Origin of the sequence: Hymenobacter siberiensis, assembly GCF_018967865.2 — a bacterium.
GTDB classification, from domain to species: domain Bacteria; phylum Bacteroidota; class Bacteroidia; order Cytophagales; family Hymenobacteraceae; genus Hymenobacter; species Hymenobacter siberiensis.
Map to the genome: position 1 here is coordinate 1,870,915 of NZ_JAHLZY020000001.1, position 24,964 is coordinate 1,895,878.

Below are 24,964 nucleotides of genomic sequence, written 5' to 3' on the forward strand. Positions count from 1 at the left end.
GAACCATGTCAATAAATGTGTCGGGAAAGTCGCTGTCTAGAATTTCTGTCATTGATGACTTAAAAGATATGCGAGAAGCGCTTAGTGATGAAATTGAGGATTTGGATTTGGAGCCAATGTTGCTTGCAGGGCCATTATCCAATTGCTACGATACGTTCAAGCAAATAAAATCAATTTCGGATGCCGCGCTGTGCGACTTGAATCTTAAAGTAAGAAATTATGCAAATTTTTCTGGGGCCCAGTTGGTTGCCTATTGTTCAGAAAATTCTTTTCCAGGCGTATTGATTACGAGTAATATTGCGAATAGAGACACCATAGACAATGAAATTCGGCCCTACCTGGATGGGATTCCTGTCATGCTTCTCCACTCTGAGGTAGGAGAAGATATAGATGTGCTTGCACATGCCATAGAGAAGTCTGCTAAAGAAGCGTTTAACATCAAAAGGGAAGAAAGTAGAGTTGCTTGGAGAACCTTGATAAGGTTCGAAAGATTTGATGAGAATTCCCGAATGTTTGAAGTTGAAATACCGGCATGGGACAACCCTCAAGATGCTCCGCTGGTACGCCTAAAGTTTGAGAAGGTACCTGAAATGATAAGGGATAGATTCTTAAAAGAGGGTAAAAGCCGCTTCTTCGCGCAGTCTAACATAGGCGCAGAAAAATATTCACAAATATTTGTTAAGTCTTTTGAGTACTAGAATCTAATGGCTATTATAAGTGTATTGGACGTTGGTCACGGTAATTGTACGGTAATTCAAGATGCTCAAAATGTCATAATTGATGCCGGTTTTGGCGACGGCTTATTAAACTTCCTTCAACAGGCCAGAATTACACGAATAGACCAAATAATGGTTTCTCATGCAGATTCTGACCATTTGCGAGGATTGATTGCTTTGTTGTCTTTGGCAACGATAAGTATAGGTAAATTGTACTTAAATACGGACTCTACACGTTCTGCCAACACAGATAAGTTTTGGAAAGATGTAATATTTTTAATTGAAGATGCAATAATAAACAACAGAATGGATGAAAATCCTGTTGAACTTTATCGGACAGGCGCACTAATTGATATTGGTGAGTTCAAGCTAGAAGTTGTTTATCCAACTTATTCATTAATTAAAACTGGTCCCGGTGGAATATCACCGGATGGCCATAGTATGAGCTCTAATGGATTAAGTGCAGTTATCAAAGTGTTAACTACGCAGGTTTCTGCACTTCTTTTGCCGGGTGATGTTGATGAGTTCGGATTAGAGCAAATTAAAAAACTAGGATTTAATATAGAGGCTCAAGTTGCCGTTTTTCCTCACCATGGAGGTAATGCTGATACTAATAATCTCGCAGATTTTACAACCCATTTTTGTCAATTGGTTTCCCCTAACACCGTTCTTTTTTCAACTGGGCGTGGCAAATACGGCACCCCGAGGATGGAAATCGTGTCAACGATAAAAGCGTTGTTGCCATTGGCTTATATTTCTTGTACGCAATTGTCAAAATCCTGCGCTAAATTACCCCCTTTAGCTTCTAATAGTCACCTTAACGCAGCATTTGCTAAAGGGAAAAGTAACAATTCGTGTTGTGGGGGGACTTTTGAGCTTAATGTCACTAATGCCACTGTCACAATTGTTCCGAAAGCTGCTCATGAAAGCTTTGTAAATACTTATGTACCATTGGCAGTATGCAGAATTTATCCGAATTAATAATTCACAAATTGTATCAAATTGAGATGATGTTAACTCTGTTGGCAAATGGCATTTACTAGCGGCGAGCAAGCCATTGCCACCATCCTCAAGCACGACAACAAAACCACCAGCTACAAAATAGCCCTGCTCCGGGCCATCAACGACGTGGTGCTCATGTACCCCGACGTGGCCCGCCAAGGCCAGCCCGTAGCCGTACCGTTGAGCCGCTTGGCTGAATTGTGGGTAGCTTACTATTGGCCCTTTGCCGACGCGCAGCAACCTATCTACCAGGGTGCCCGCGCTATCCGCGACGAAGCCACCCGCAATGACATAGCATTCCGGCCAGCCCTCACCAACCTACGCGCCGTGTGGCTTCAGCTGGTGCAGCTCACGCCCTAGCCCGCCGACGGCTTCTTTCTGCTCACCGAGATGCGCACTCCCCGCCGGCGCGCCACCTACTCACCCGAGCTGCAGCAGGCCTACCGCCAAACCGTCGCGGCCACGGCCAAGGCTATTCAGATGCCCATCAAGTACGCTGGCCCTGGCCACTGGTCAGTATTTGATGCCCCCGTCCGCTACGACCAGCTGCCGCCCACCGTCCTGCCACTGCCCGGAACTCAGCCTCAGGACACCTGCGTCGTAGTGCCGGCCAGTTTGTGGGAAGCTTTTCATCGTCTCTCGCTCTACGTCGAAGCCCTCTGCCTACACGAGTGGTGCTTATTCACCGAGGGAGTCACCCAGGAAAACGACCGCCAGGCTACCCGCGGGGAAGTTTACACCCTGCTCACCGCACGCCCCGACAATCGCCGCCCGCTTTCGTGGGAGCGCAATCAAGTCGATATCCTACTGCACGAAAACATCCATTTCATTTGCCCATGGACGCAAAAGCGCCTTACCCAGCCGCAGCACTACGACCTTGACCACCTACTACCTTTGGCCGTGTACCCCGTCAACGAGCTTTGGAATCTGCTGCCTGTCGACCGCGAATTCAACCAGCACAAAAAGCGTGACAAGGTGCCTGATGCCAAGCGCCTGGCTGCTGCCGAGCCATTGCTAGCTGCTGCTTATAACACCTACCACCAGTCGCCAGCTCTTCAGAAAGCCATGCGCGAAGATGCTGCCCTACGATTTTCCGGCCTCGGCTCAGACCATACTTTTGCTACCATCCTAGCTAGCCGTGCTGTCCGCTTTATTGACGACGTAGCCGCCGCTCGCTACGTCCAGCGCTTCTAGCCCATGCAGTACAATAAGCTCGTTCGCGACCGCATTCCAGCCATGATTACTGAGACTGGTCGCCAGTGCCGCACAACTGTGCTAACCGAGCCAGCTTACCGGACTGCCTTACTCGCCAAATTAGTAGAGGAAGCGCAGGAAGTTCAAATTGCAGCCCCCACGGAACTACTTAACGAGTTGGCCGACCTCATGGAGGTATTAGACAACCTGCTTGCAATTCACAAGCTCACCTTGTCCCAGGTGCGTCAAGTACAGGAGCAGCGCCTTCGGTCCCGTGGTGGTTTCGAGAGCCGCCTACAGTTGGATTGGGTAGGAGAGTAGAGCTATTGGAGTGCTGGTGCCAGAAAATAATACAACTGCCTTGGCAACCTCAAAATCCATTTTGCCTTCTATTAAATGGTCTTTTGAGGTTGCTCGACTTGTTAAGCCACGACTCTATTCTTCTTGAAATTCTCGGCTTGGCCGAATATCTCGCCATACACCTCGTCGCGTTCCACAGGTGGGTAGCCAAATTCATCCAGGAGGAGAATCAGGCCCACTTTCAGCGTTGATTTGATGTCCTCGCGCTTGTTCCAGTCGGGGAAGCGCGCCTGCTCATCTACCAGGGCTTTGATGGCTTTGGCCAAGGTGACCAGCTTTTCATCAGGGTAGCGGAAATCGTACTTGGCGCATAGAGCCAACAGGATGTCGTAGAAGGCCTTTTCTTCGAAATCGATGCCAAGAATGTCGCCGGCCGAAAACTCGTTTTGAACTTCCCAAATCAGGTTGGTGAGCTGCTCGGCTATTTCCTCGTACACTTCGCTGCGCAGGATGTCGTTTTCGTCGCGCTCGTTGTAGCGGGCCACTAGGGCCTGCATCTTCTTGGTGAAGTCGATGCCCTTCACTTGGTTCACCTTTCTCATCTGACCGATAACGCGGGCCAGGAGCTGCTGAAGTAGTTTTATCTTGGTGTTGGGCAGCTTGATTTTGCCGATTTTTTCGAGGTATGCTTCGTCGAAGATGTCCTGTTCGGTGTCGCCGTCGGTACCTAGCTTGATGATTTCCTCTACGCCGTCGCTGGCCAGGGCATCTTGTATCATCTTGCGCACTTGAGCGCTCATCTGAGCCGTATCGGGGGCGTCGCTCTTTGTGAGCTTGAACAAGATAGAGCGAACTGCCAGGTAAAAATGCGTCTGGTCGCGCTGGGGCTGGGTTAGTTTCTCGCTGCCGGCGCAGATGTCGTAGGCGGCTTTCAGGCGCTTGACCAAGCCCATAAAGCGGGTTTCCTGCTCCTTGGTCAGCTGTACGAATTCGGCGGCCATGTTCAGCGTGTGCAGCTGTTGCAGGGCGGTGCCCTTGAAATACTTGCTGCTGTCGAAGGTGTGGAACAGGCGGGCTAGCAGGTCCAGATGGTCCCGAACCACCACCAGCGACTGGTCAATGTCTTCGAAATTCTTCTTGTCTCCTTTGTTGTAATGAGCCAGGGCCAGATTCATCTGGTTTTTGAAACCGATGTAATCGACCACCAGGCCTTTACTCTTGCCCTCATAAGTGCGGTTGACACGCGAAATGGCCTGAATCAGGTTGTGCTGCTGAATGGGCTTGTCAATGTAGATGGTGTCGAGGAAGGGCACGTCGAAGCCGGTGAGCCACATGTCCACGATGAGGGCGATTTTGAAGTTGGACTTTGCGTTTTTGAACTGCCGGTCCAGCTCTTTGCGGTACTCTTTGGTACCCAGCAGGTCGTACATGTCCTTCGGGTCGTCCTTACCGCGGGTCATTATCATCTTCACCCGCGCCATCGGCTTCAGCTCGCGCTTTTCCTTGTCGGTCAGTTCGGCCCCTTCTTCGGCGGCCAGCACCTCGGCCCAGGCCGGGCGCAGCTCGATGATGTTCTGATACAGGGCGTAGGCGATTTCACGGGAGCTGCACACGAACATGGCTTTGCCCTTGACGGTCGCGCCTTCGCTCACGCGCTTTTCGTAGTGCTGCACGAAGTCGGCGGCCAGTACCTGCAGGCGTTTAGGGTCGCCAAGGATAGCCCGCATCTGGGCGGTTTCTTCCTTGCTTTGCTCGATTTGGTAGGCGTTGGCCCCGTCTTCGGCGGCCTGCGCGTAGTAGCGCTCTATCTTTTCCAGCTCGCCGTTGTGCAGCACTACTTTGGCGGCGCGGCCTTCATACACGATGCGGACGGTGATTTCATCCTTCACCGATTCGGTCATGGTGTACTCGTCCACCACCGGGCCGAATACATCCAGTGTGGCATCTATCGGGGTACCGGTGAAGCCGACGTAAGTGGCCTGGGGCAGCGAGTCGTGCAGGTATTTGGCGAAGCCATAGGTTTTGCTGACGCCGGCGGCCGTCACGCGCACTTTCTGTTCTAGGTTCACCTGGCTGCGGTGGGCTTCGTCGGAGATGCACACGATGTTGGCGCGGCGGCTCAGCAGCTCGGTGCCTTCCGTGAATTTGTGGATAGTGGTGAGGAACACGCCGCCGCTTTGGCGGCCGGCCAGTAGCTCGCGCAGGTGCTCGCGGCTTTCCACGCTCACTACGTTCTGGTCGCCGATGTATTTCTTCGCATTGGTGAACTGACCGGCCAGCTGGTCGTCGAGGTCGGTGCGGTCGGTAATGAGCACCACGGTGGGGCTGGCAAAATCCTCGCTGCGCATGAGCAGCCGCGTGAGGAAAAGCATAGTGTAGCTCTTGCCGCAGCCGGTGGCCCCGAAGTAGGTGCCGCCCTTGCCGTTGCCGGTGGGCTTGCGGGCCGCCCAAATCTGGTTATACAGCTTGTGGGCCGCGTAGTACTGCGGATAGCGGCAAACCACCTTCTCGTCTTTCTTCGAGCTGTCGGGCAGGTAAATGAAGTTGCGGATGATGTCGCGCAGGCGGCTTTTGTCGAGCATGCCCTCCACCAGGGTGTAGAGGGTGTTGATGCCATCTACGTCTTGGGCCAGGCCAGCCACGCGCCGCCAGGCGTAGTAAAACTCATAAGGGGCGAAGAAGGAACCGGCCTTGTTGTTCACGCCGTCGCTGAGGACGCAAAACGCATTATACTTGAACAGCTCCGGAATGTCGCGCTCGTAGCGCACGGTGAGCTGCACGTAGGCGTCGTGAATAGTGCAGTCGGGCTGGATGGCCGTTTTGAACTCGAACACCACCAGCGGCAAGCCGTTGATGTAGAGGATGCCGTCGGGGATGCGCTTTTCGCTGCCCACGATTTCGAGCTGCGTCACGAAGCGGTAGATATTGTGGTCGGCCGGCGCGTCGGCTTCGGCGGCCAGGTGGGGCAGCTGGTCGGCGGGGGACTGCTGCTGTCGGGTGAGGCCGGCGTAGTCGAGCAGCTGCACCCAGATGTCTTTCTGGCCGGGGTCGTCGCGCTTGAGGATAAAGCCGTCAGCCAGCAGCCCCATCACGGCCTTGTTGCTCTCGTAGAGGTCGGAGGCGGGCAGGGCGCGCAGCCGCCGCACGACGGCATCGGCTTCGGCCGGGGTGAGGCCCTCGGCCGCGTAGTGGGCCAGCAGAAAGGCCCGCAGGTCGGCTTCGAGCAGCACTTCTTCGGGCGCGCGGGCCAGTGTGTTGCCCAGCTGATGGGGGTAGCCCTGCCCGGCCAGTAGCTCACAAAAAACCTCCTCCAGCTTAGCTTCGGTGAACTTCATATCAGGCGAAGGAAAGGGTTAGCTGCGCGGGACCGGTGGCGGCGGGTTTGGGTACGGGATTCCTATTACACTTATCTGAAATTCCTTTCATTAATACTGGAGAAAGGAGTTTCAGGGAATTTTTTAATTGCTCGTTGATATTCTTTCGTGTTTGCAGAGTATGATAAATAGTGACAATTGCTTCCTGAATATCTTTATCTGGAATTGGTACTTCGATTTCCAGAAATCTATCCCAGTCCAAACCTCCTCTAACGCTTGAATCACAATAAAACCAAGCTAGTCTATCAAACTCAGTGCGATGAAACCAAAGCATGAGAAACTCAGGCAATACTTCTACATCTTGCTTGACCTTAAATGTTTTATAAGCCGGCGATACTATTGCCTTTATGTCACTTTGATACAGAGATACTGGCAGCATTTCATCTCTGCCTACGTGCATTATATTCGCCGCAAATATGCCATTGCTAATTATTTTATAATTACTTAGACTACTTTCTGGCACATTAGCCTTTGACGGCATAAACCTCTTTTTGATATTAACACCAAGAAGATTTTTCACTTGCCCATCAACATTTCTTCTATCGACTGATTCGATGATACTGCCAATAGACTGCAACAGCTTTTTATCAGTTAAGGTCTCCAAGTATATATTACAAATGAATTGCAGATGTAACAAGCTTTCTTCATAGGTTTTTTGATTTGAAATCAAAGACCTATACAGAGAAACATACTTGTGTTGCTCATTAATACTTGGCACGGGGATTTCAATATCACACAACCTGTCCCATTCTAGGCCGCCACGAACACTTGAATCACAGTAATACCAGCTCAATCTATCAAGCTCAGTACGGCTAAATTGAAGCATCAAGTATTCAGGAAGCAATTCTGCTTCATCAATAACCTCAAAAGTCATGTACGCAGGCGAAACAATGGATAGCCTAACTTCATCGTATAGAGCCACTGGTAACCTTGCATCTCTGCCAACGTGCATAACATTGGCGGCAAATTGGTTTCTTTTGATAATCTTATACTTAGACAAGTCTACGCCGGAAGTATTTGCTACAGATGGCATGAATTTTTTCGCAACATTTACTCCTAGTAAATTGGTTACAGCTAGGTCTTTATTCCTGACATCTATCAAACGGACATGACTGCCTATGCGCTCAAATTTCATAACCCAGTGCTTTAAAGGCATTAACTAATTCCTGCTGAGATTCATCTTCCTCGCTCATCAACAGTTTGAATTTCCCCTGGATTTGCTTCATTTCAGAATCAAAATCTATTCCTGCATCCCGGTCAACAAATTCAATATACTTGCTAGGGACCAAGGAAAAATCATTGGCTTTAACAAGGTCAAATTTTACTGAACGACAATACTCGGCAACATCTTTGTAAGAATCCTCGAAACCTAGTTGCTGCCAATTATGGTAATTGTTTGATACCAGCGCAACTTCCTCATTCGTTAATTCGATAAATTGCTTTTCGAATTCTTGGCCCCACTTGCGCAAATCCATAAACAATATCTCGCCCTGGCGATTACGATACCTTTTCACCTTATCGCCAACCTCAACGATTCTTTCATTCTTATTCTTATTCAAAATCCATAGCGTCACACTTATATCTGTTGTATAGAACACTTTCATTGGAATGATTAAGATGGCCTCCACTAGGTCATTTTCAATAAGCTTGCGGCGGATTTTATACTCTTCACCGCGACTACTGAGGGCGCCATTAGCTAGTATAAAGCCTGCCACGCCATTATCAGAAAGCTTAGCCACCATGTTCAGAATCCAGCCGTAATTAGCGTTGGAGCGGGGCGGCACGTCGTAACCGCGCCAGCGGGCGTCATCGGTCAGCTCGTTTTCGCCACGCCATTCTTTTCCTTGGTTGAAGGGCGGGTTGGCCATAATGTAGTCGGCCTTGAGGTCGGGGTGCTGGTCCTGGCCGAAAGTATCGGCGGCCTTCTCGCCCAGGTTGGCCGAGATGCCCCGGATGGCCAGGTTCATCTTGGCCAGCTTGTATGTGGTATTGGTATACTCCTGCCCGTAGATGGACACCTTCTGCTTGCTGCCGTGGTGGCTCTCGATGAACTTGATGCTCTGCACGAACATGCCGCCCGAGCCGCACGCCGGGTCGTAGATGATGCCCTCGTAGGGCTCAATCATCTCGGCAATCAGGTTTACGATGCTGGCCGGGGTATAGAACTCGCCTTTGCCCTTGCCCTCGGCCAGCGCAAACTTGCTCAGGAAGTACTGGTACACCTTGCCCACCACGTCCTGTTTCTTGTCCTTGAGCGTGTCGATGTTGCTTATTTCATCCACCAGCGCCGCCAGCTTGGTTGGGTCCAGCCCGAGGCGCGAAAAGTAGTTATCGGGCAGTGCGCCCTTCAGCGCCTTGTTGTCCTTCTCTATGGTGTGCAACGCCGTGTCGATGATGAGCGCCAAATCGGGCTGCTTGGCCCGGTCCTGAATGTAGCCCCAGCGCGACTTCTCTTCCAGGAAAAACACGTTTTTCATGTTGTAGAAGTCGGGCATTTCGATGTACTTGTCCTTGCCCTCGGCCACCAGCTCCTGCCGGCGCTCGGCAAACTTGTCGGAGGCGAACTTGAGGAATACCAGCCCAAGCACGACGTGCTTATATTCGGCCGGCTCGACGGAGCCGCGCAGCTTGTTTGCCGACTCCCAGAGGGATACTTCGATTGCTTTTTCCTTGACCGGTTTTTTCGGTGCTTTTTTCTCTTTAGCCATTACGGAGGGCCTAAATGCTTATTGTGTTGTAAACTTCAGTTGAGTGACTCAACCTTCGTTGCAGATGTGTTTCCCTAAAATAGCTTAGGTGGGCGGAATGACGTGGTGTTCAGTTAGGAGTCTTCAGCACTTTGGTTTTTGCAGAAGATTGCGACATCAAGTTCATCCTTGCTTCCAAAGTTAGGCCTGTTACCTTTTGCATGGCTATTGCTGTGATGAAACTTTGGCCGAACATTATTTACTACGCGGACACTGATGTCCGGCCTGTGCTCACACCTGTCCGGCTTGCGGATACGCCTCACGCCACCTCTTGCGCCCATTCCCACTCCTCGTCTTCTTCATTCGCCCTTGCTAGCGCCATCCGTACCACCGCTGCCAGGCTCAGCAGCCCCACCGACGCCGCTTCGGTCGGCCGCTGCCGCTGAAACAGCCGCACCAAGTATTCCACTAGCACGGCCGGGGCCGGCCGCTGGTCCATCAGCGCCGGCAGCCCGGCCCGCCACTCCCAGGAAGCGCCCGGTCGGGTAACCACCAATTCCCGTACCACCCCTGGCGTGCTCTCCACCCGCACCCCCAGCAACATTATCAAGTTTGCCATTTCGTTTCTGTAAAAACTGTCCAAATAATTTGATTCCTGATTCAGGGGCGGGAAGTGCTTAACACCGCACCTGCCACAGTTCGCCCCACTTCGTCGTAAACGCCGGGCTTTTCGCTCCCCGCTTCATTCCCCACGGCTCCTGCTGACCTGCCGTTTTCACGGCCGCGCCCACCCGCACCGCGCCACCCCCGTAGCGCTTATTCAGCGCATCCAGCGCCCCCATCAGTTTAGTGCGCTCCGGCGAGCAGGCCACATCCGCGAACAGCGCCGCCTGTTGGTTCGCGCCCGCCCGCTCCAGCCCATCCAGCACAATCCCGGCCTTCACGTACCGCATGCCCGGTCGCCACAGCCGCTCCAGCCCCCGCCGCGCCCAACCCGCCAGCACCAGCGTGTCATCTGTCGCCGTGGGCAGGGTCAGCTGCGCCGAAAAGGAGTAGGGCGGGGGCGTGTTGCCGTACCGGCTGGTTTCGATAAACACCGTCATCAGCCGCGCCGCCATGACCTGCGCCCGCAGCTTCTCACCCGCCCGCGTCGCGTGGGTGGCCACCGCCCCGGCCACGTCTTCCATCCGCGTCAGCACCTGTCCAAACGAGCGAGAGCAGCACAACGACTTGCGCGCCTCGTCTTCCACCGTCACGCTCGAGCACGGTAACCCCCGCAGCTCATGCAGCATCCGCGCCCCCACCACGCCGCCTAGATTCTTACGCGCCCAGGCATCGCCCACCCCCGCCAGCTGCGCGGCCGTGCGAATGCCCGCCGTGTGCAGCTTGGCAGCCGACCGATACCCCACGCCCCACACGTCCTCCACCGCCACCTGCGCCAGCGCCTCGCGCCGCTGCTCCTCGTCGTCCAGCACCACCACCCCCGAGCCCGGGTTGGCCGAGTTGGCCATCTGGTTGGCCAACTTGGCCAGTCGGTTGGCCAACTTGGCCAATGTCTTGGTCGGAGCCACGCCCACGCACACTGGAATGCCGGTGCGTTGCCTCACCGCCCCGCGCACGTCGCTGGCCCAGCCCGCTAGGTCGAAATGTCGCTGCATACCGTGCAAGTCCAGAAAGGCCTCGTCAATCGAATAGATTTCCACTGCCGGGGCCCGCTGCTGCAGGTACCACATCACGCGCCGGCTCATGTCCCCGTACAGCTCATAGTTCGAGGAGCAGGCCACCCCGCCGAGCCGCTCATATTCCTCCTTCACCTGGAAGTAAGGCACACCCATTTTAAGCCCCAGCGCCTTGGCTTCCTGCGACCGGGCCACCACACACCCGTCATTATTGGAAAGCACCACCACCGGCCGTCCTTCCAGCTCCGGCCGGAACACTCGCTCACACGAAGCGTAAAAATTGTTGCAATCGACCAGGCCAAACATACGGCAGTAGGGTAGTGGGCTCGCTTCTTTGGGAAGGGGCCAGGGTAAATACCAAGAAGTCAGGTGCTCTTTGCCTAAGAAGCCAGGGGCCCAGCTGGGCCTATATAGTTATTGGGGCCGCACGTAGCTCAATCCCCGTCTTCCCTCCGTCACGAGCGGATGCAACACCAACACCACCACCCCAAAAATTCTCAAATCATCGGCATTCCGTACCACAATGGGCTTATAGGCTGGATTCTCCGCCACCAACGCTACCGAGTCAACCCGCTGCGACAACCGTTTCACCGTGTACTCCCCCTCTACACAGGCCACCACAATGTCGCCGTCTTGCGCCTGCATGCTGCGGTCCACCGCCAGCACGTCGCCGTCGTGGATGCCCGCGCCCGTCATGCTCTGGCCGTGGGCCCGCGCCAGGAACGAAGCGTCCGGGTGCCGCAGCATCAACCGGTTTAAATCCACCAGCTCTAATTCGTAGTCACCGGCCGGCGACGGAAACCCGCACGACAGCAACGCACTCACCATCGGCAGGGGGTGCGCTGAAAGTAGGGGATAGGCTTTGCCCAGTAAAATGACCTGGTCCATCTGATGGTAAGTTAAGATTGTTAAATATTGTAGACAGCTAAGCCTATTTAGTTGCTTAGCCGCCACAAGTATACAACCCGGCTAACAAATTTAGTTTATTGTTTGCTAACGGTTATGCCAATTTTAGTTTTAACTAATTGACTTCATGAATAATAAAATTTAGTTTGTAGTCCCCGCGGTACTATCGCGCATGTCCTAAAACTAAAACGAGCGGACCATTTGGCCCGCTCGTTTCGTTTACACCCTACACCTCAAAGTGCGGCCGGTCCTTGAACTTAGGCCAGTCGCCGCCCCAGCGCACCCGCGCATCGGCCGCTTTCATCAGCCGCGCAAACTTGCTCAGCAAGAGCCCAGACCACGACACCGACCCATCGGCCAGTAGAAAGGCCACGTCCAGCGCCCGGCTTGGGAGCGTGTTGTGCTTGCTTTCCCCGCCGCGCTTATACGTTACGATGGGCCCCGGTGCGCTCCGCCCGTGGGTGTACAGCTCATCCTGCCGTTCCGGTGACCGGTACCCTTCGCTCACAAATGGCAGCCCCAGCGCCATCAGAACCGGGTCACCCATCCAGCGCCGCAATGCTACCTGGTAGGCTTCCACCAGTTCCGTCCGCACCTGCGATAGCCGCGTGGCCTGCCGCAGCCGTTGCGCCACGTTCAGCCGCGGCGGCGGAAGCAGCCGTAACCTCGTCGACGCGCTATTCTGCTCCGTTGCCATTGCTCCCGTTGCCGTTATTGCCGGCCTTCTCCCCGGGCACTGCTTCCACCGGTATCCTCACCACTTCCTCGGGCTTCTGCAGGGTCTTGCGTATTGTCGCCCAAATGGTCACAATGGCCACCAGTGCCTGAATTATCAGCCGTCCGTAGTGCTCAATCGCCGTCGGGTCGGGCGGCACTAATTCGTGCGTGGCCACTTGCCCAAGCAGGGCCGTCATTCCAATGTGGGCCAAGTGCCCGGCTTTCGTGCTGCTAAACATATGCATGTTGTCTAAAAAAGTTGATATTCACTATTGACCTTGCAAATTTACACTAAATAGACAACTTTGATTGTATATACTAGACGGCTTTATGAATGCCAGTGTAATTGCATTTTTAATAGTTGAAGAATTGATGTGTTGAGTAACATGCAGTAGTTGGGCGGCCCCCCGGCCCTCCGCGCTGCTCCGGGCCGGGGTCAGGCTGTCCAGGGGTCCGCTTCGCTGCCGTGCTGCGCACCACTCCCGTTGGTCGTGCCCTTCCCATCCTTCCCGCATTCCCCCGATGCTAAAGCTGCTGAGCGTGACGACCGCCCTACGCTCCGGCCCACCTCATTTCGCTCCCTACACCAACGCGGCGCCCCGTTCATCGCTCCTGGCGTCACTCTTCACTCAGCTTGCTATGGCTCCGGTCGCTGCATTCGGCCAGCCTACGCTACTGAAAAACCACCCCACGGCCCGCTTCCCGATGGTCAGCCAGCCCCCACCGCCGACCCACCACACCACTGTCAGGCCGCGCAAGGCCCCAAAAAGGCCCTCACGCCGCCCGCCAGCACCCCCTGATGCGGCCGCAGGCCACCGGCTGGAAAACGCCGGCAACCTGCCCCTGAAGTCTGCGTTCAGGCCACGCAGGCCAAACAATTAGGCCCGCTTCGCGGAGGGTTTCATTGGGGAGAGCCCCAAGCCCCCGCCATCATGCCCTGGCTGATGCCCGGTCATCTTCCTCGGGTTCCGCAGCCTCCCGTTGGTCGGCCGCTACCGCCTCACAAGGCCGGCTCCGCCGAGTATCCATTGGGGGCCTCAGGCCGCCCCCAAACCCCCAGGCCAAGGCATTCAGCTTCTTTAGTCAGGTGCCCGGCCGGGGCCAGCGGGGCCGCTTGGCGTGGGCTCAGTCCAGGGGCAGCAGCTCCATCTTGCGGCCCAGGCGTCGGGCGGCCTTCAGCGTGCTCAGCGTGCCCTTGCTGCGGCCGTCCCACACCACCAGCACCAGGGCGGCCTGCTTCACTATCTCGGCGTTGCGCACGTGGGTGGCCGCCGTGGGGCCGTGGGTGGCATAGTCCGGCCGCAGCTCGGTCAGCGGTACCCCGTGGGTCCGGGCCCAGCTGGCCGCCAGGGCGTCCACCCCGGCCGCCCCGCCGCTCACCACTTCCGCCGGCTCCAGTTCAGCCAGCCGCGCCAGCAGGGCGGCGCAGCTTTTCACGCTCCGGCTGCCCACCACCGCCACTACTCTTTTATTGTCTTTTTCCATGCTTAAAGATACGAAATAAATACCTGTAGTGTAACAAACTTTTATAAATATTTAATTTGTAATTACAAATTTTATTTGTATCTTTAGTGAGTAGAAAGGAAGGACCTAGCTACTCGCCCACCCGGAGGCCTACGGCGCGGGCACCCCACGGCTAACACATACAGCCATGCAACCCAATCAACTTTTGCAGCTCGCCGCTGCCGCCTGGAAAGGCCCCGCCCTCTGCCCGTTCGCTGGTATTTGGGTTTCGCAGTCCGCCGCCACCTACGACCAGGGCGGTACCTCTTGGTACATCAGCCTCAAGCTGGCCGAGCAGCCCGCCGAAGGGCAGCCCCGCCCGGACTTCAAAGGCACCGGCAAGTGCCCGTTTCACGCGCTGCGCGAGGCCTTCCGCTCCATGCGCGCCATTTACCCCGGCTATGCTTTCGGGGCCGTGTGGGAGGTTATCAAGGCCGAGGATGATTTTGCCGGCGTGCTGGCCCATGCTTAGCCTGGTTCTAGCCCCAGCCGCGCCCGCTACGGGTGCGGCTGGTGGCCAAGCCGCTATCAAAATGGCCGCCTTGCAGGCCACCCTGGCACGATTGGCGGCCAAGTACCCGCCCCGGCCACAGGTAGCGCCCGCGCCGGCTCCCATCGACCCGGCCGCCACCGCCGCCCGCCACGCACTGGCCCGTGCTCATTCGGCCATGTTCGATGCCCGCGCCGCCAAGTATGCGCTGCGCGACGATTACCGCTCCGGGCCCGGCCGCTTTGCCCAGCTGCGCGCCGCCATCATCCGCTGCCGCGAGGCTCAGGCCACTTATGCCGCCGCCGCCGCTGCTTTCCACGCCAGCCCCGCCGGTGCCGCTTTGCAGGTCGCCCGCGCCAAGTACCCCCGCTTTTAGCCACCCGGCCCGCGCCCTAGCCAGCGCGGGCCCTAAAGCCCCTACCATGCAGTACGAACCAACGGAGGCCGAGCTAAACGGCCTGAGCGGCGACGAAATGGCCGCCGATGAAGCCCAGGCAGCCTACTACGAGCAGCAAGAGGAGTGGGAACGCCAGGCCTACCACCACGAGCAGGAGCAAGAAGCGTGGGAAGAAGGCGAATATGAGCAGATGATTTTCGAGGTCGAAGGCTACTAGGCCCGCCTCACCACCCCCATTCTTTCACCAGGGGCCGCCAAGCCGGGCGGCCCCACCAATCCCGCCCCATCATGTCAAAAACCGCTACTGCCTACCAACCCCAATTGCTAGACCCGCACAGCGCCGCGCCGCAGCCGGTCAGCCCCGCCAACGGCCGCAGCTTCAAGCTGGCCGAGTTGTACCGGCTGCTCGACTGCCGTCTGGTCGATGTCATCCGCCTCACGCCCGAGCTCATTCTCATCATCGACGACGAGGGCAAGTTCCGCAACCCGGCTTACCTCAATCTGGTGGCCACCTACCTCTGGTACCACCACCAGCCCGAGGCGCGGGGCATCGACAGCATCGTCGGCCGTGCCATCCTCTGCCACGACAAGCAATTTAAATAGAATACCCACGGCGTCGGGGCCGGCCGCCAACGGGCCCCACCTTTTTCATTTCCAACCCCCAACCATTTTTCATCATGTCCACTAAAGCCAAACCCCAGCGCAGCGCCACCACCGAAGCCGGCACCGCCACCGCCCCCGAGGCTCCCGTGTTCACGCTCAGCGGCCCAATTACTGCCGTGCCCGCCTACCTCACTGAGAAAGCCGACGAGGCCACGGGCGAAGTCGTGCAGGTTTCCCGCTTTCGTTACCTGCCCGGCCACCCGCGCCAAGTGCGTTTCGATGCCAAGGCCGGCCAGTTCAACATCAGCGGCACCGTGCCGCTTGGCAACTCGCTTTCCTTCATTCCGCTGGCCTGGCGCGTGTTTCAGGACGACATTCTGAACATGGGCCGCAAGCTGTGGGCAGAGCTGTTTTTTGCCGACGACAAAGGCGCTATCTGCGCCGTGCTCTTCCACGGCTACAGCGTCGAAAACCTGTACCGCCTCATTGAGCCCCTGTTTTACGACGACCTGACCCTGGCCGACGTGACGGTAAAGGTTACGGCCGAGAAGAAGCAGACCACCAAGGACGGCAAGACGGCCACCTACTACATCGCCCAGTTCAGCTACGAAGCCGCCGACGCGGCCGAGGTGGCTGCCCGCTGCGACTACGCCCGTGACTTCCCCATCTGGCGCGCCGAAACCTACACCGGCAACGCCGACCTGCGCATCCAGCACGCCTACACCGTGCCCGTTGAGGACGAGCCCACCAGCCCCGAACCGGCCGCCGATGCGCTGGCCCTGCCCCAGGCTGCCTAATGCCCCGGCTCCCACGGTGCCCGCCGTGGGGGCCACTTGGCTACTCACTTCCAAAATACCCCATCATGAATCCCGCAGACCCGCCCCAATTGCTCATCGAGCAGCCGCCCCACGACGAGGCCGAAGCCGCCAGCCTGGCCCAGCTCACCGACCTGGTGGCCACCACCGACCCGCTGCCTGACCTGCGCGACCTGGCCCCGGCCATTCGCCAGCTCTTTCCCGAGCCCGCCTACCGAGTCGGTTGCGGCGGGGCCCACATCTGGCTAGCCCGCGCCAACGACCCCCAGCGCCTGGCTCTCATCTGCTAATTCCTGATTTCTCATTTTTCATTAAGCGTAGCGTCATGTTTCACTCCCTTATCCACCACCCCGACCTGACCCAGGCCCAGCACCGCGCCCTACCCCAGGTTTCCAATACCGACCTCTCCGAGCTCAAAGCCGGCATCATGGGCCAGCTGCGCCGGCCCAACCCCGTAGCCCTTTCCTATGGTAGCTACTTTCACACCGCCGTATTGGAGCCGGCCACCTACAGTCGCACCGAGGAGCGTGGCATCCGTTGGGCCGACATAGAGACGCTGGCCCGCCAGGTGCGCCGCCAACGCTACTGCCGCGACCTGCTCTACCGGGGCCAGGCCGAACGGTCCTACACCGCCACCCACACCGCCACGGGAGTAGGGGTGAAGCTCCGCCCGGACTTACTGGTGCGCAGCCGCGCCGGCCGCCAGCTCACGCTCATCGACTTCAAAACCACTAGTAGCCCCGACCGGGCCCGCTTCCTGACCACCATCGAGCAGTACGACTACGACCGCCAGGCCGCTCTATACCTGGACGTACTCGGTGCCACGCGCTTTCTTATCATCGGGGTGCAGAAGCGGGCCCCGCACGAAGTGTGGCGCGTTGAGCTGACCGCCATGCCCGGTCTCATCGAGCAGGGCCGTAAGAAATACGCGGCGCTGCTGCGCCACCATGCCCGGCAAGCCGCCGGCTTATCTATTCCGTTCACCATGCCAGCGCCGTTGGCGCTGGCTGCCTAACTTGCTGTTAATCATTTCTCCCTCAATCTGTTTATCCCTATGGCAACTTTTCAGATTTCCCACACCAGCGGCCAGTACTGGTACCACCTGCGCGCCGGCAACGGTGAGATTGTCCAGTCCGGCGAGGGCTACACCACCAAGGCCAGCTGCCAGAACGGCATCCGGTCCGTGCAGGCCAATTGCCAGCCCCAGCGCTTCGAGTCCTTTTTCAACGCCGGCCAGTACGGTTTCAATCACGTCGCAGCAAACGGGGAAATCATCGGCCGCAGCGAGAAGTACACCACCGCCCAATCCCGTGACCACGGCATCCAGGTCGTGCTGCAGGATGCGCCTAACGCCCGCATCGAAGACTTAAGCTAGGTATTGTATATCGATATAAAACAGCTTTCGCTGGTTTAGAGTAGCTTATGCAATGATACAACGTCAGATTCTGATACAAACTTCTGTATTGAGAGTAAGACCATCGTGCCCTGACTGAGCATCAGTTACACCTTTTTTCCTGTATCACTGATGTGTTAAGTGATGTGTCAATGGCGGGTGAGGATACAAGATGTTTGTGGGACACCCACCGGAGAAATGAGTTAATTCTTGTCTATTTCTCTGCTACTTCAACATAAGCGGCCACCTGTTTTCCAAGGTCCCAACCATTAGGAAATTCGCTAGGTACGATAAGCAGTGTATGCCGCCGCGCTCGACTCGTAGCTACGTTAAAATGTGGGGCTTGCACTTGGTTGAATCTGCCCTCGTTTACTAAAACATATATCAAAACGTCAGTGGTCAGCCCTTGAATACGGGCCACTGTATCAACCAATACATGTTCTTTCACACCAACTTCAACTAGCACTGCCTGTTGGAGCGCACGCACTGTGTGGCGGTAAGTTGCAAGCACAGCAATGTCAAGTTTTGGCTCAGCGTGTAATAGTTCTTTAACCAAACGGGCAGCCATGGTGATTGCCTCCAGAGGGTCCAGCTCACCCAAAGGCATATTCATGCGAAGCAATGATGGCCCACCTTCGGGATTGAATATGGAGCTTAACCCAGGCGCATTGGTAAATTGAGCCGGTACGGTGGCCCCTGACTTTAACCGGCCATTATAAAATTGATTGGTACACGCAACTGCCCGGGGCGGTAAGCGGAAGGATTCAGTCAGCATTAAACCAGCTGGTGTTTTCCAATGGTCGCAAACGGTGCGCAGTCCGTCGCGAGCAGCCTCCAGCTTTTGAACATCATTTTCAGGTATGGTGACGCCCATAATTGGAGGTAACTGCTGTGGGTCACCTACCAATAAAAGCTGAGTGCCCAAGGCCTGAGCAGCAGCTATTGTAGCCAGGTACGCTTGACTCGCCTCTTCGACTACTACAGTATCGAAAGGTGCGCTGCTAGCTACCAATGCCAATCGACTCATGCGGTAATATGTCAGTAGCAGAAGGGTCCCAGGCTGAGGTTTTACATCCTTGCCTTCGCGCAGGTTTGGTATCGCTCGCTTTTCGTCCTCGCTCATTCCTGCTTTGAATACAAGTCCAGCCGTTAGGGCGGATGCAAGCCCGGGTTTGGTGAGTAATTCCATTAATGCCCGATTGGTCAAAGCAGTTACCAATACTCGCTTGCCTTGTGCGATAAAGTTTCCACAGAGTTCAGCAGTCAGATGAGTCTTTCCAGTCCCGGGGGGACCTTGAATAATTGCTGCGTCCCGAGCTGCCAGTTCAGATAATACTCGTACTGCCTGGTTTGGCCCAGAAACCAAATCATCCGGCATCCAACTAGGGGCGTTTAGCTGCAGGTCCAGCAGTGCTTGAACCGCTGGCGACATAAAGGCCCCCATACTTCCAACTAGGTTGTACAGGTTTTCCAGGTACTCCAAAGGTGGCTCTTGTGGGCCGAAGCAAAGGATACGTCCCGGTGTCACGTATTCCACAAACTTGGCATTCGCTCCCGTGAAGCCGATGTGATACCCCTTCGTTTCTGGCTTGGCTTGCCAAAAACGCGGAGTGAGCTCAGCAGCCATCAAATGGTCTTTTCTTAGTCCAATATATGTCAAGGCCCCCCAACTGGTTGGATTAGCTAGTTCCACTTTGGGCACAAAGCTGAACAACGGCTCACCGCGTCTTGGTAGTGGCCTGGATGATGGAAACCAGAACAATACATTGCCCCTTACTTTGTCGAATCCGACATATTTGCCAAGAAGTACAGTGCCAGCTTCGCGAAGCTTACTAGCACTGGAATTAAGAATTTTGTCAAATTCTATTTTTTGCTGCTTGTACTCCCGGAGGAGCAATGCTGCATGGTTATCACGGGTAATGGACGCCATACCTTAATTAATATTGAAGTCGCCCCCTTGGTCGGCTAATGGTTCAGTAGGATTCTCGTTCACCTCAAGTTCAAAGTCAAACGGCTTATTGCTTATGGAGTCGAATATGTACTTGAAGCTTTTAGATAGCTTGTATTTCTCTGCCATCAGAGTGAGTTCGTTCAGTTCCGCTCGTGGGTCGGTATTAGCCATGCGCACAATGATGTTGGGGTTGCGCTGAAGGACCTCATTTAAATTACGTACTACCTCAAAAGCAGCAGATTTTGCCTTTCTCTTAGCAGGCTTATACAATAGCAGAAAGCTGTTTTCACCTGCTAGCGTAATCCACTCATTAGGGTTAATGTAGAGAATGCCGTTCCGATAGCTTTTAACTACAATTTGCCAAATTGAATCCGTTGCAGTATGATAGACATCCTTCATAATAGAAGCTTCATCCATCGTTGCATTGGCCTGATTATAACCGTTTTCTCCCAGCCAATCTTCCAAGGCCTCGCGAGCTTCACGTTGGTACGCTTTGCGCTTATCCTCTGATAAATCCGAACCATTGACAACGCTGGCTCCGCCATCACCATCGAAGTCAAGGGTTGAATCATCATCTGCGGCAAATTCAACAGCGCTAGTTTTTGGGTTTGCAGCAGGTTCATTTTCTGCCTTCACCGACGCACTTTGCGGTTGTGCTTCAGGTGCTTTTAGCCAGTCTGGCACCAACCACTCTGCATCTTCCAAATACCCGCGCAATTCTGTGTTATTGCGTGCCCTGAGCAAATCAGCAAGTACAAGTGGGCTACAATCGTATGAAAGCTGTTTACTTATGAATTTGCCCAACTGCTCATAATGACGCCAAGTATTCAGGAGCGTGCCACTGAAGTAGAAGGTCTTAGAACTTGGGTCTGCAATACACCGGGCCTCAATAGGCACTACATAATCCGGTATTCGGCTGCAGACGAGCTGTACAGCCGGCACCTTCAGGAAAGTCAATGCTAACAGACGGTTTTCCATAACCGATATCTGCTCAAGGTTGTCGTAAGCTAGTCGTTGATGGATGAGCAGGCGCATCAATTGGTTCTGCTTAGCCTGTTGTTGTACCACGGTCGACTGATTTTCACCCCCTCCGGTTGGTATCTCTGGCTGAAAATCTTCGAGCATAACAATTCTTACTCCCAGCGCAACACAGAAATTATTCAGTTCGGAAATTTGCCCAGCTATTCTCAAAACAAGCTTGGAACTAGTAGTAGAGAAATAACGGGCAGCATCGGAGTTCAACCAATATAGTTTGCTGAGCTTATGCCAACTTCCATCAGCCGCAAGCCAACTCAGCTTGTCTTTCCAGGTCGGGAGGGTAGCATCTTTTGGTGGCTGAGCAAAAAGGGCCAAGAGAGGTAAAGCCAGACGTTCAAATTCGCGCTTTGTTTTTTCCTTGTCTATCGATACTTGTTGCTGTAAAGTCAGAATTCGGTCTTCAAAGGCCTCTAGCCGTTCAGCTAATGTTAGTTCGGTCTGCAAGCCCCAGTAACGTTCCATTGATGGGCTACCATAGCTATGCATCGACACCCACGCGCTTTTCGGCGCTTCTTCCTGTAAGCTCTTACTTAGGTATCGTTCGCCTTTAATCGGTAATCTGCCCGCTTTGCCGTTAAGACAAATACCTTGTTTGTAGTCCAACCACGGCGAAAACGGTAAAACCGACGACTTACCAATAATCTGATAAGTAGGGGTATCTAATTCCTCCGGCTTGCCCTCCCAAGGCGCTGTTAAAGCAGCCGCAAATTGAGCTGCAACAGCGTCGTTCTTGACTAATTCAATATTATTGACGACAAGTAGGCTAGTAAATTGAATTGTTTGGTCAAGCAGGGTAGAATTATGAGTTTTAGCATAATTCCAGTAGGGCTCCATAAACGGTACGAGCGTGGATTTATGGATGGAAACCTTGGGGTACCAGACCGGCTCAAATTTCTCTCTGGTTTTCAACCAGTCAGTCATAAAAGATTTTAAAGCAGCAAGCGATGAAGCACCTTTCAAATACTCAGCGCTCAGCACAGCCTTTTCCACCCCACCACTAAGCTTCTCAATGTCTACCAGTGGCTGATATTCTGTTCCTAAGTAGCAACGACCCGCAGCTATTGTTTCTCCATTCTTTAAGAAAAGCGGCAGGTGGACCAGTGTTGACTTTAGAGAAGCCGACAAAGTGCATTCGCTAACTGCTTTTGCCAATAATTGCACGACACGCACTGATTCAGCTATCGTTGCCGGTGCGCCTCCACTCGTTAGGTATTCAATCCCGTCTTTTATAAGACCGACGGTCGTTGTTGCTGGTTTGGCAGTAGCATCAACTAGAAATTGCCTTACTACTGCAACAGGTATTTGCGTTGATGTTGCGTAGTCGGTAGCCAACATTTTCGGCAGGCCTTGTGGGAGCAGTTGGCTCAAAAGGTCTGGCACCTCTGGGTAGGTTTCCCATTTAAGGCACTCAGTCAAGAGCTGCCGTGTGCCGCCCTTTGTGCGTAGACGTAATGCCCCCAGCTTAGCCCAGTGACTGTCTAATTCCCCCCGTGTTGCATTTGTATAGAGCTGCAGAGCAAATTTTGCCAGCGCGTCATGCGAGGTTTCTGCTAGTTGATTGGCCGTCAACAGGGGCAATAGTTTACCGGTCAGTAATTCACCAGCAACCGGACGTCTGGCTCCCATCTTGCCCCAAAACTCACCCCACGCTCGCGCATCTGTTTCTGTGCAGTAGTCCTTCGCTATGAATGAGAATTTGTCCTGTCCCAACTCTGCAGCCAAAGCCTCAAGTGGGTATCCGGGTTGATAAAAGTCCGATAGATAAGTTTGCCCTATTGGTAGCCACTGCCCAGATTTTGTGCGCACGAGAAGCTTAGATAACACCGGTTCCGCTCCGGCTAGCTTAAGCTCGCCAACCACGTGAAGCTTATACAAATAATTGGCTACGGAGGGAGCCTCTTCCTGTGTTATCTGACCGCCGCTAATCTTTGCTCCTATTACTTCTATTGCTCTCGCACGATTCAACGCAACTAGTAACGGAAACTGTGCTTCAAACCATTCGCGTAATGATAGATTGTTATGCAGTGCCGTCTGTAAATCAGCATGCAGGTAACGCAAACTGGCATAATACGGCATGTCAGCATCTAGCTCTTCGTCAATTATACCAAACTGGCTAGCAGCGTTGGGGGCGAGGGGTTTGCCGTTTTGGTCAAATAGCCAAGTGCACGTCTTTAATTTAGTTAGTAGCTCAGTATCGGAACTGAACTGCAGATATACCAATAAATTCACCGCTGCCTCCGGCGAGTAGCCCGGTGCCGTCTGTGGCTGGTTAAGCGCAGCAATGACATGGGCCTGCATTATTTTGGGCAGCCCAAGCATCTCCGAATGCTTTACCAATGCATGCGTTGCGGAGGCCGCCACCTGCTGTTTGCCTCCCTGTAGCAACTTAGTGTAAAGTTCAGGCAATACGTTAGCCAGGCCAGCTACATCAAGCACCGCCTCAGAAGGCGTTACTAATGCTCCGCTTGCCGTTTGGATAAAAGCATCCTTAGCAAGACCCGTTTGAAATCCAGTATTGAAATGCTGCTGGTTAGCATCCAGTTTAGGACCGGTGTACAGCAGCGGTAGGAGATGATACACCTTTGCGGCCCATTCTGGCCTTTTCCCTAGTATAGATGCCAGCCAGCTAGGCCATAGTCTGCCCAGTTCTTCAAATAGAAAGTTGTTCCATTCCTTCTCTGGCAATACCCTTTCGCGACTTGGGTCAGTTAGAAAGTCCGCGTTAACCAAAGCAGGCAGGTGATAGCCGCGGTCAGTTGTTGGTAGATAGCAATAGAGAATGGCTTCATCGGCAGTTACAGGAGCCGGGCCGTCATCTGTAAGCGGGACAGCTAGTGTAATAGTGGCCGAAGTTGCTCGCCGTAAAGCCGGCGGCATTTGTTTGTCTGCTTGCGCCAGCTCTTGAGTAGCAACGGGCACCGATACTACAAAGTCCTGGCGCCAGTAATTTTCACTCGCCTCATTTGCCCAAAGGACTATTTCACAATCAACATTGTCCTGCCGGCGCAGATTGAGTGAGCCACTAACGCCCTCCAAACGGACCGTGCGAATAGCGCGGAGAAACAGCAGGAAAGTTGGTCGCGCGAATACCTGTGGGAGCAGGGCTTCATAGCGGAGCATTTGCTCGCTTCCCATCTGGAGCCCTATTGCAACAGTGCTGGCTGCAGACTGGAAAAAAGGGTCATATGCATAAATCTCCTCTGGAAACTGATTGAGCTCCGTCCAGCGCGGCCAAACTTGCCACGGTACCAGGTCGGGGTCTTCCGTTGGTTCAGGCTTGAATCTAAAAGAGTAACCACCGGACAATATGTAGACCGCCGTACTCTTTGCAAAAACGGATTTAAAGCCAATGCCTTTATACCCGGTCATGTTTTCTGCCTCTGGCTTTGTTCCATGAGTGGCATCGGAAATGCCCTCTACATCAGCCAGTGAGAACGGCTCACCATTATGCAGAAACAAGAGGTAATTATCCAGAAGCCGGAAAGTGACTGTAGGTGGTTTTCCTTTGATATCGGGCTTGTCGTCAGCATTTTGAAGTAGCTCCCAAAACATGCGTTCTGAGGCTGTAGCCAGTCGAGCACTCACTTGGCTTAGTAAACCGGATACTATGTTATCCCCCCAGTCTCCTAGATTTGTGCGCCGTGCCAACGCTGCTTGTATTTCTGACTTTCGAGTCTGTAGGTTAATATAATCCCCTAGCTGTGCCCGACGTCGTTGTAAAAGCTCTGGCCGTTCTAGCAAATGAGAAATAATTTGCTCACTGCCTTCAACGACTCTGCGGACGCTTTTAGCTACTGCACGAAGTAGTTCATGAGGTTTTTGTCGTGTAGCTGGAGCTGTTATTTCCAGTCTAAATTGATATAGTTTGTTTGCTTCTAGTGCAAGATTTGATTCGTCTACTCCCTTAAACACGAATGCGCTTGGTAACACACCAAGCGCTGGTAATTGTAATAGTTCACCAGTAGTTGGATTACACAATTCCTTAAACCATCCAAAAGACTTCTCTGGATGCGGGATGTAGCACCCAATTACTTCCAATGAATTCAACTGCCAATATTCTTGTAATTGAGCTTGCGCCTCCGGTGGAGACAATTCCAATAGCTTCTCCATAGTAATGGGGAGGGGGGAGCGGGCCAGATGGACCATCAAAAGCTTTTTATAAGTGAGTCCTATGCGGGCAAATTGTCGCTTTATCTGAG

Annotated in this window: 24 protein-coding genes; 13 read left to right on the plus strand and 11 right to left on the minus strand. The window is 54.2% G+C overall.

The window, feature by feature from the left end; genetic code table 11:
- Positions 1 to 5: 5 nt before the first annotated feature.
- The 5 genes from KQ659_RS08265 to KQ659_RS22085 are packed head-to-tail and all read left to right on the plus strand — an operon-like array spanning position 6 to position 3,233.
- Positions 6 to 698 (plus strand): hypothetical protein, encoded by a 693-nt coding sequence (locus KQ659_RS08265; RefSeq protein ID WP_216689221.1) that lies wholly within the window; start codon positions 6 to 8, stop codon positions 696 to 698.
- A gap of 6 nt (positions 699 to 704) precedes the next feature.
- Positions 705 to 1,697 carry a ComEC/Rec2 family competence protein gene (locus tag KQ659_RS08270; RefSeq protein ID WP_216689220.1) on the plus strand — a complete coding sequence of 331 codons (993 nt, stop codon included), beginning with the start codon at positions 705 to 707 and terminating at the stop codon, positions 1,695 to 1,697.
- A 48-nt stretch (positions 1,698 to 1,745) separates the two neighbouring features.
- Complete coding sequence (locus KQ659_RS08275) at positions 1,746 to 2,078, plus strand: hypothetical protein (RefSeq protein WP_216689219.1); 333 nt, start codon at positions 1,746 to 1,748, stop codon at positions 2,076 to 2,078.
- A 30-nt stretch (positions 2,079 to 2,108) separates the two neighbouring features.
- Positions 2,109 to 2,912, plus strand: coding sequence for an HNH endonuclease domain-containing protein (locus KQ659_RS08280; RefSeq protein WP_216689218.1), 804 nt, complete (start codon positions 2,109 to 2,111; stop codon positions 2,910 to 2,912).
- 42 nt (positions 2,913 to 2,954) lie between these two features.
- The gene (locus tag KQ659_RS22085; RefSeq protein WP_408610792.1) at positions 2,955 to 3,233 is read left to right on the plus strand and encodes a pyrophosphohydrolase domain-containing protein; all 279 of its coding nucleotides are present in this window, start codon (positions 2,955 to 2,957) and stop codon (positions 3,231 to 3,233) included.
- Between the two features lie 101 nt (positions 3,234 to 3,334).
- On the opposite strand, the gene KQ659_RS08285 is transcribed toward KQ659_RS22085, so the two are convergent.
- The 9 genes from KQ659_RS08285 to KQ659_RS08325 form a co-directional block, all read right to left on the minus strand.
- The gene (locus tag KQ659_RS08285; RefSeq protein WP_216689216.1) at positions 3,335 to 6,547 is read right to left on the minus strand and encodes a type I restriction endonuclease subunit R; all 3,213 of its coding nucleotides are present in this window, start codon (positions 6,545 to 6,547) and stop codon (positions 3,335 to 3,337) included.
- A 1-nt stretch (position 6,548) separates the two neighbouring features.
- Positions 6,549 to 7,721: a restriction endonuclease subunit S gene (locus KQ659_RS08290; protein ID WP_226929893.1), complete on the minus strand. Its 1,173-nt coding sequence runs from the start codon at positions 7,719 to 7,721 to the stop codon at positions 6,549 to 6,551.
- A complete protein-coding gene (locus KQ659_RS08295) occupies positions 7,711 to 9,294 on the minus strand; it encodes a type I restriction-modification system subunit M (protein WP_216689214.1) in 1,584 nt (527 codons plus the stop codon). The genes KQ659_RS08290 and KQ659_RS08295 overlap by 11 nt, the downstream gene beginning before the upstream one ends.
- A 298-nt stretch (positions 9,295 to 9,592) precedes the next feature.
- On the minus strand, positions 9,593 to 9,892 hold the full coding sequence (locus KQ659_RS08300; RefSeq protein ID WP_216689213.1) for a hypothetical protein: 300 nt from the start codon (positions 9,890 to 9,892) through the stop codon (positions 9,593 to 9,595).
- 58 nt (positions 9,893 to 9,950) lie between these two features.
- On the minus strand, positions 9,951 to 11,258 hold the full coding sequence (locus tag KQ659_RS08305) for a Y-family DNA polymerase (protein ID WP_216689212.1): 1,308 nt from the start codon (positions 11,256 to 11,258) through the stop codon (positions 9,951 to 9,953).
- 108 nt (positions 11,259 to 11,366) lie between these two features.
- A complete protein-coding gene (umuD, locus tag KQ659_RS08310; RefSeq protein ID WP_216689211.1) occupies positions 11,367 to 11,840 on the minus strand; it encodes a translesion error-prone DNA polymerase V autoproteolytic subunit in 474 nt (157 codons plus the stop codon).
- 244 nt (positions 11,841 to 12,084) lie between these two features.
- Positions 12,085 to 12,492: a M15 family metallopeptidase gene (locus KQ659_RS08315; protein ID WP_226929895.1), complete on the minus strand. Its 408-nt coding sequence runs from the start codon at positions 12,490 to 12,492 to the stop codon at positions 12,085 to 12,087.
- Between the two features lie 43 nt (positions 12,493 to 12,535).
- Positions 12,536 to 12,772 (minus strand): hypothetical protein, encoded by a 237-nt coding sequence (locus KQ659_RS08320; RefSeq protein ID WP_216689209.1) that lies wholly within the window; start codon positions 12,770 to 12,772, stop codon positions 12,536 to 12,538.
- 928 nt (positions 12,773 to 13,700) lie between these two features.
- Positions 13,701 to 14,060, minus strand: a complete 360-nt coding sequence (locus KQ659_RS08325; protein ID WP_216689208.1) for an SLOG family protein — start codon at positions 14,058 to 14,060, stop codon at positions 13,701 to 13,703.
- Between the two features lie 166 nt (positions 14,061 to 14,226).
- Between KQ659_RS08325 and KQ659_RS08330 the strand changes: the two genes are divergently transcribed.
- The 8 genes from KQ659_RS08330 (at position 14,227) to KQ659_RS08365 (ending at position 17,758) form a co-directional block, all read left to right on the plus strand.
- Positions 14,227 to 14,550, plus strand: coding sequence for a hypothetical protein (locus tag KQ659_RS08330; protein ID WP_216689207.1), 324 nt, complete (start codon positions 14,227 to 14,229; stop codon positions 14,548 to 14,550).
- On the plus strand, positions 14,543 to 14,944 hold the full coding sequence (locus KQ659_RS08335) for a hypothetical protein (protein WP_216689206.1): 402 nt from the start codon (positions 14,543 to 14,545) through the stop codon (positions 14,942 to 14,944). The genes KQ659_RS08330 and KQ659_RS08335 overlap by 8 nt, the downstream gene beginning before the upstream one ends.
- Positions 14,945 to 14,990: 46 nt before the next feature.
- On the plus strand, positions 14,991 to 15,182 hold the full coding sequence (locus KQ659_RS08340) for a hypothetical protein (protein WP_216689205.1): 192 nt from the start codon (positions 14,991 to 14,993) through the stop codon (positions 15,180 to 15,182).
- Positions 15,183 to 15,253: 71 nt separating this feature from the next.
- Positions 15,254 to 15,568: a DUF3846 domain-containing protein gene (locus KQ659_RS08345; RefSeq protein WP_216689204.1), complete on the plus strand. Its 315-nt coding sequence runs from the start codon at positions 15,254 to 15,256 to the stop codon at positions 15,566 to 15,568.
- Between the two features lie 74 nt (positions 15,569 to 15,642).
- Positions 15,643 to 16,365 carry a hypothetical protein gene (locus KQ659_RS08350; protein ID WP_226929897.1) on the plus strand — a complete coding sequence of 241 codons (723 nt, stop codon included), beginning with the start codon at positions 15,643 to 15,645 and terminating at the stop codon, positions 16,363 to 16,365.
- Between the two features lie 65 nt (positions 16,366 to 16,430).
- On the plus strand, positions 16,431 to 16,673 hold the full coding sequence (locus KQ659_RS08355; protein ID WP_216689203.1) for a hypothetical protein: 243 nt from the start codon (positions 16,431 to 16,433) through the stop codon (positions 16,671 to 16,673).
- 35 nt (positions 16,674 to 16,708) lie between these two features.
- Positions 16,709 to 17,398, plus strand: coding sequence for a PD-(D/E)XK nuclease-like domain-containing protein (locus tag KQ659_RS08360; protein WP_216689202.1), 690 nt, complete (start codon positions 16,709 to 16,711; stop codon positions 17,396 to 17,398).
- A gap of 39 nt (positions 17,399 to 17,437) precedes the next feature.
- Entirely contained in the window at positions 17,438 to 17,758 is a 321-nt protein-coding gene (locus tag KQ659_RS08365) for a YegP family protein (protein ID WP_216689201.1), read from the plus strand.
- A gap of 232 nt (positions 17,759 to 17,990) precedes the next feature.
- On the opposite strand, the gene KQ659_RS08370 is transcribed toward KQ659_RS08365, so the two are convergent.
- Together KQ659_RS08370 and KQ659_RS08375 are read right to left on the minus strand one after the other, a co-directional pair.
- Positions 17,991 to 19,706, minus strand: a complete 1,716-nt coding sequence (locus KQ659_RS08370; protein WP_216689200.1) for an AAA domain-containing protein — start codon at positions 19,704 to 19,706, stop codon at positions 17,991 to 17,993.
- Positions 19,707 to 19,709: 3 nt separating this feature from the next.
- The gene (locus KQ659_RS08375) at positions 19,710 to 24,875 is read right to left on the minus strand and encodes a sacsin N-terminal ATP-binding-like domain-containing protein (RefSeq protein WP_216689199.1); all 5,166 of its coding nucleotides are present in this window, start codon (positions 24,873 to 24,875) and stop codon (positions 19,710 to 19,712) included.
- Positions 24,876 to 24,964: the final 89 nt, after the last annotated feature.

Coding starts and splice junctions, on each gene's coding strand:
- KQ659_RS08265 (WP_216689221.1), top strand. CDS start 6: ATGTCAATAAATGTGTCGGGAAAGTCGCTGTCTAGAATTTCTGTCATT.
- KQ659_RS08270 (WP_216689220.1), top strand. CDS start 705: ATGGCTATTATAAGTGTATTGGACGTTGGTCACGGTAATTGTACGGTA.
- KQ659_RS08275 (WP_216689219.1), top strand. CDS start 1,746: ATGGCATTTACTAGCGGCGAGCAAGCCATTGCCACCATCCTCAAGCAC.
- KQ659_RS08280 (WP_216689218.1), top strand. CDS start 2,109: ATGCGCACTCCCCGCCGGCGCGCCACCTACTCACCCGAGCTGCAGCAG.
- KQ659_RS22085 (WP_408610792.1), top strand. CDS start 2,955: ATGATTACTGAGACTGGTCGCCAGTGCCGCACAACTGTGCTAACCGAG.
- KQ659_RS08285 (WP_216689216.1), bottom strand. CDS start 6,547: ATGAAGTTCACCGAAGCTAAGCTGGAGGAGGTTTTTTGTGAGCTACTG.
- KQ659_RS08290 (WP_226929893.1), bottom strand. CDS start 7,721: ATGAAATTTGAGCGCATAGGCAGTCATGTCCGTTTGATAGATGTCAGG.
- KQ659_RS08295 (WP_216689214.1), bottom strand. CDS start 9,294: ATGGCTAAAGAGAAAAAAGCACCGAAAAAACCGGTCAAGGAAAAAGCA.
- KQ659_RS08300 (WP_216689213.1), bottom strand. CDS start 9,892: ATGGCAAACTTGATAATGTTGCTGGGGGTGCGGGTGGAGAGCACGCCA.
- KQ659_RS08305 (WP_216689212.1), bottom strand. CDS start 11,258: ATGTTTGGCCTGGTCGATTGCAACAATTTTTACGCTTCGTGTGAGCGA.
- umuD (WP_216689211.1), bottom strand. CDS start 11,840: ATGGACCAGGTCATTTTACTGGGCAAAGCCTATCCCCTACTTTCAGCG.
- KQ659_RS08320 (WP_216689209.1), bottom strand. CDS start 12,772: ATGACGGCCCTGCTTGGGCAAGTGGCCACGCACGAATTAGTGCCGCCC.
- KQ659_RS08325 (WP_216689208.1), bottom strand. CDS start 14,060: ATGGAAAAAGACAATAAAAGAGTAGTGGCGGTGGTGGGCAGCCGGAGC.
- KQ659_RS08330 (WP_216689207.1), top strand. CDS start 14,227: ATGCAACCCAATCAACTTTTGCAGCTCGCCGCTGCCGCCTGGAAAGGC.
- KQ659_RS08335 (WP_216689206.1), top strand. CDS start 14,543: ATGCTTAGCCTGGTTCTAGCCCCAGCCGCGCCCGCTACGGGTGCGGCT.
- KQ659_RS08340 (WP_216689205.1), top strand. CDS start 14,991: ATGCAGTACGAACCAACGGAGGCCGAGCTAAACGGCCTGAGCGGCGAC.
- KQ659_RS08345 (WP_216689204.1), top strand. CDS start 15,254: ATGTCAAAAACCGCTACTGCCTACCAACCCCAATTGCTAGACCCGCAC.
- KQ659_RS08350 (WP_226929897.1), top strand. CDS start 15,643: ATGTCCACTAAAGCCAAACCCCAGCGCAGCGCCACCACCGAAGCCGGC.
- KQ659_RS08355 (WP_216689203.1), top strand. CDS start 16,431: ATGAATCCCGCAGACCCGCCCCAATTGCTCATCGAGCAGCCGCCCCAC.
- KQ659_RS08360 (WP_216689202.1), top strand. CDS start 16,709: ATGTTTCACTCCCTTATCCACCACCCCGACCTGACCCAGGCCCAGCAC.
- KQ659_RS08365 (WP_216689201.1), top strand. CDS start 17,438: ATGGCAACTTTTCAGATTTCCCACACCAGCGGCCAGTACTGGTACCAC.
- KQ659_RS08370 (WP_216689200.1), bottom strand. CDS start 19,706: ATGGCGTCCATTACCCGTGATAACCATGCAGCATTGCTCCTCCGGGAG.
- KQ659_RS08375 (WP_216689199.1), bottom strand. CDS start 24,875: ATGGAGAAGCTATTGGAATTGTCTCCACCGGAGGCGCAAGCTCAATTA.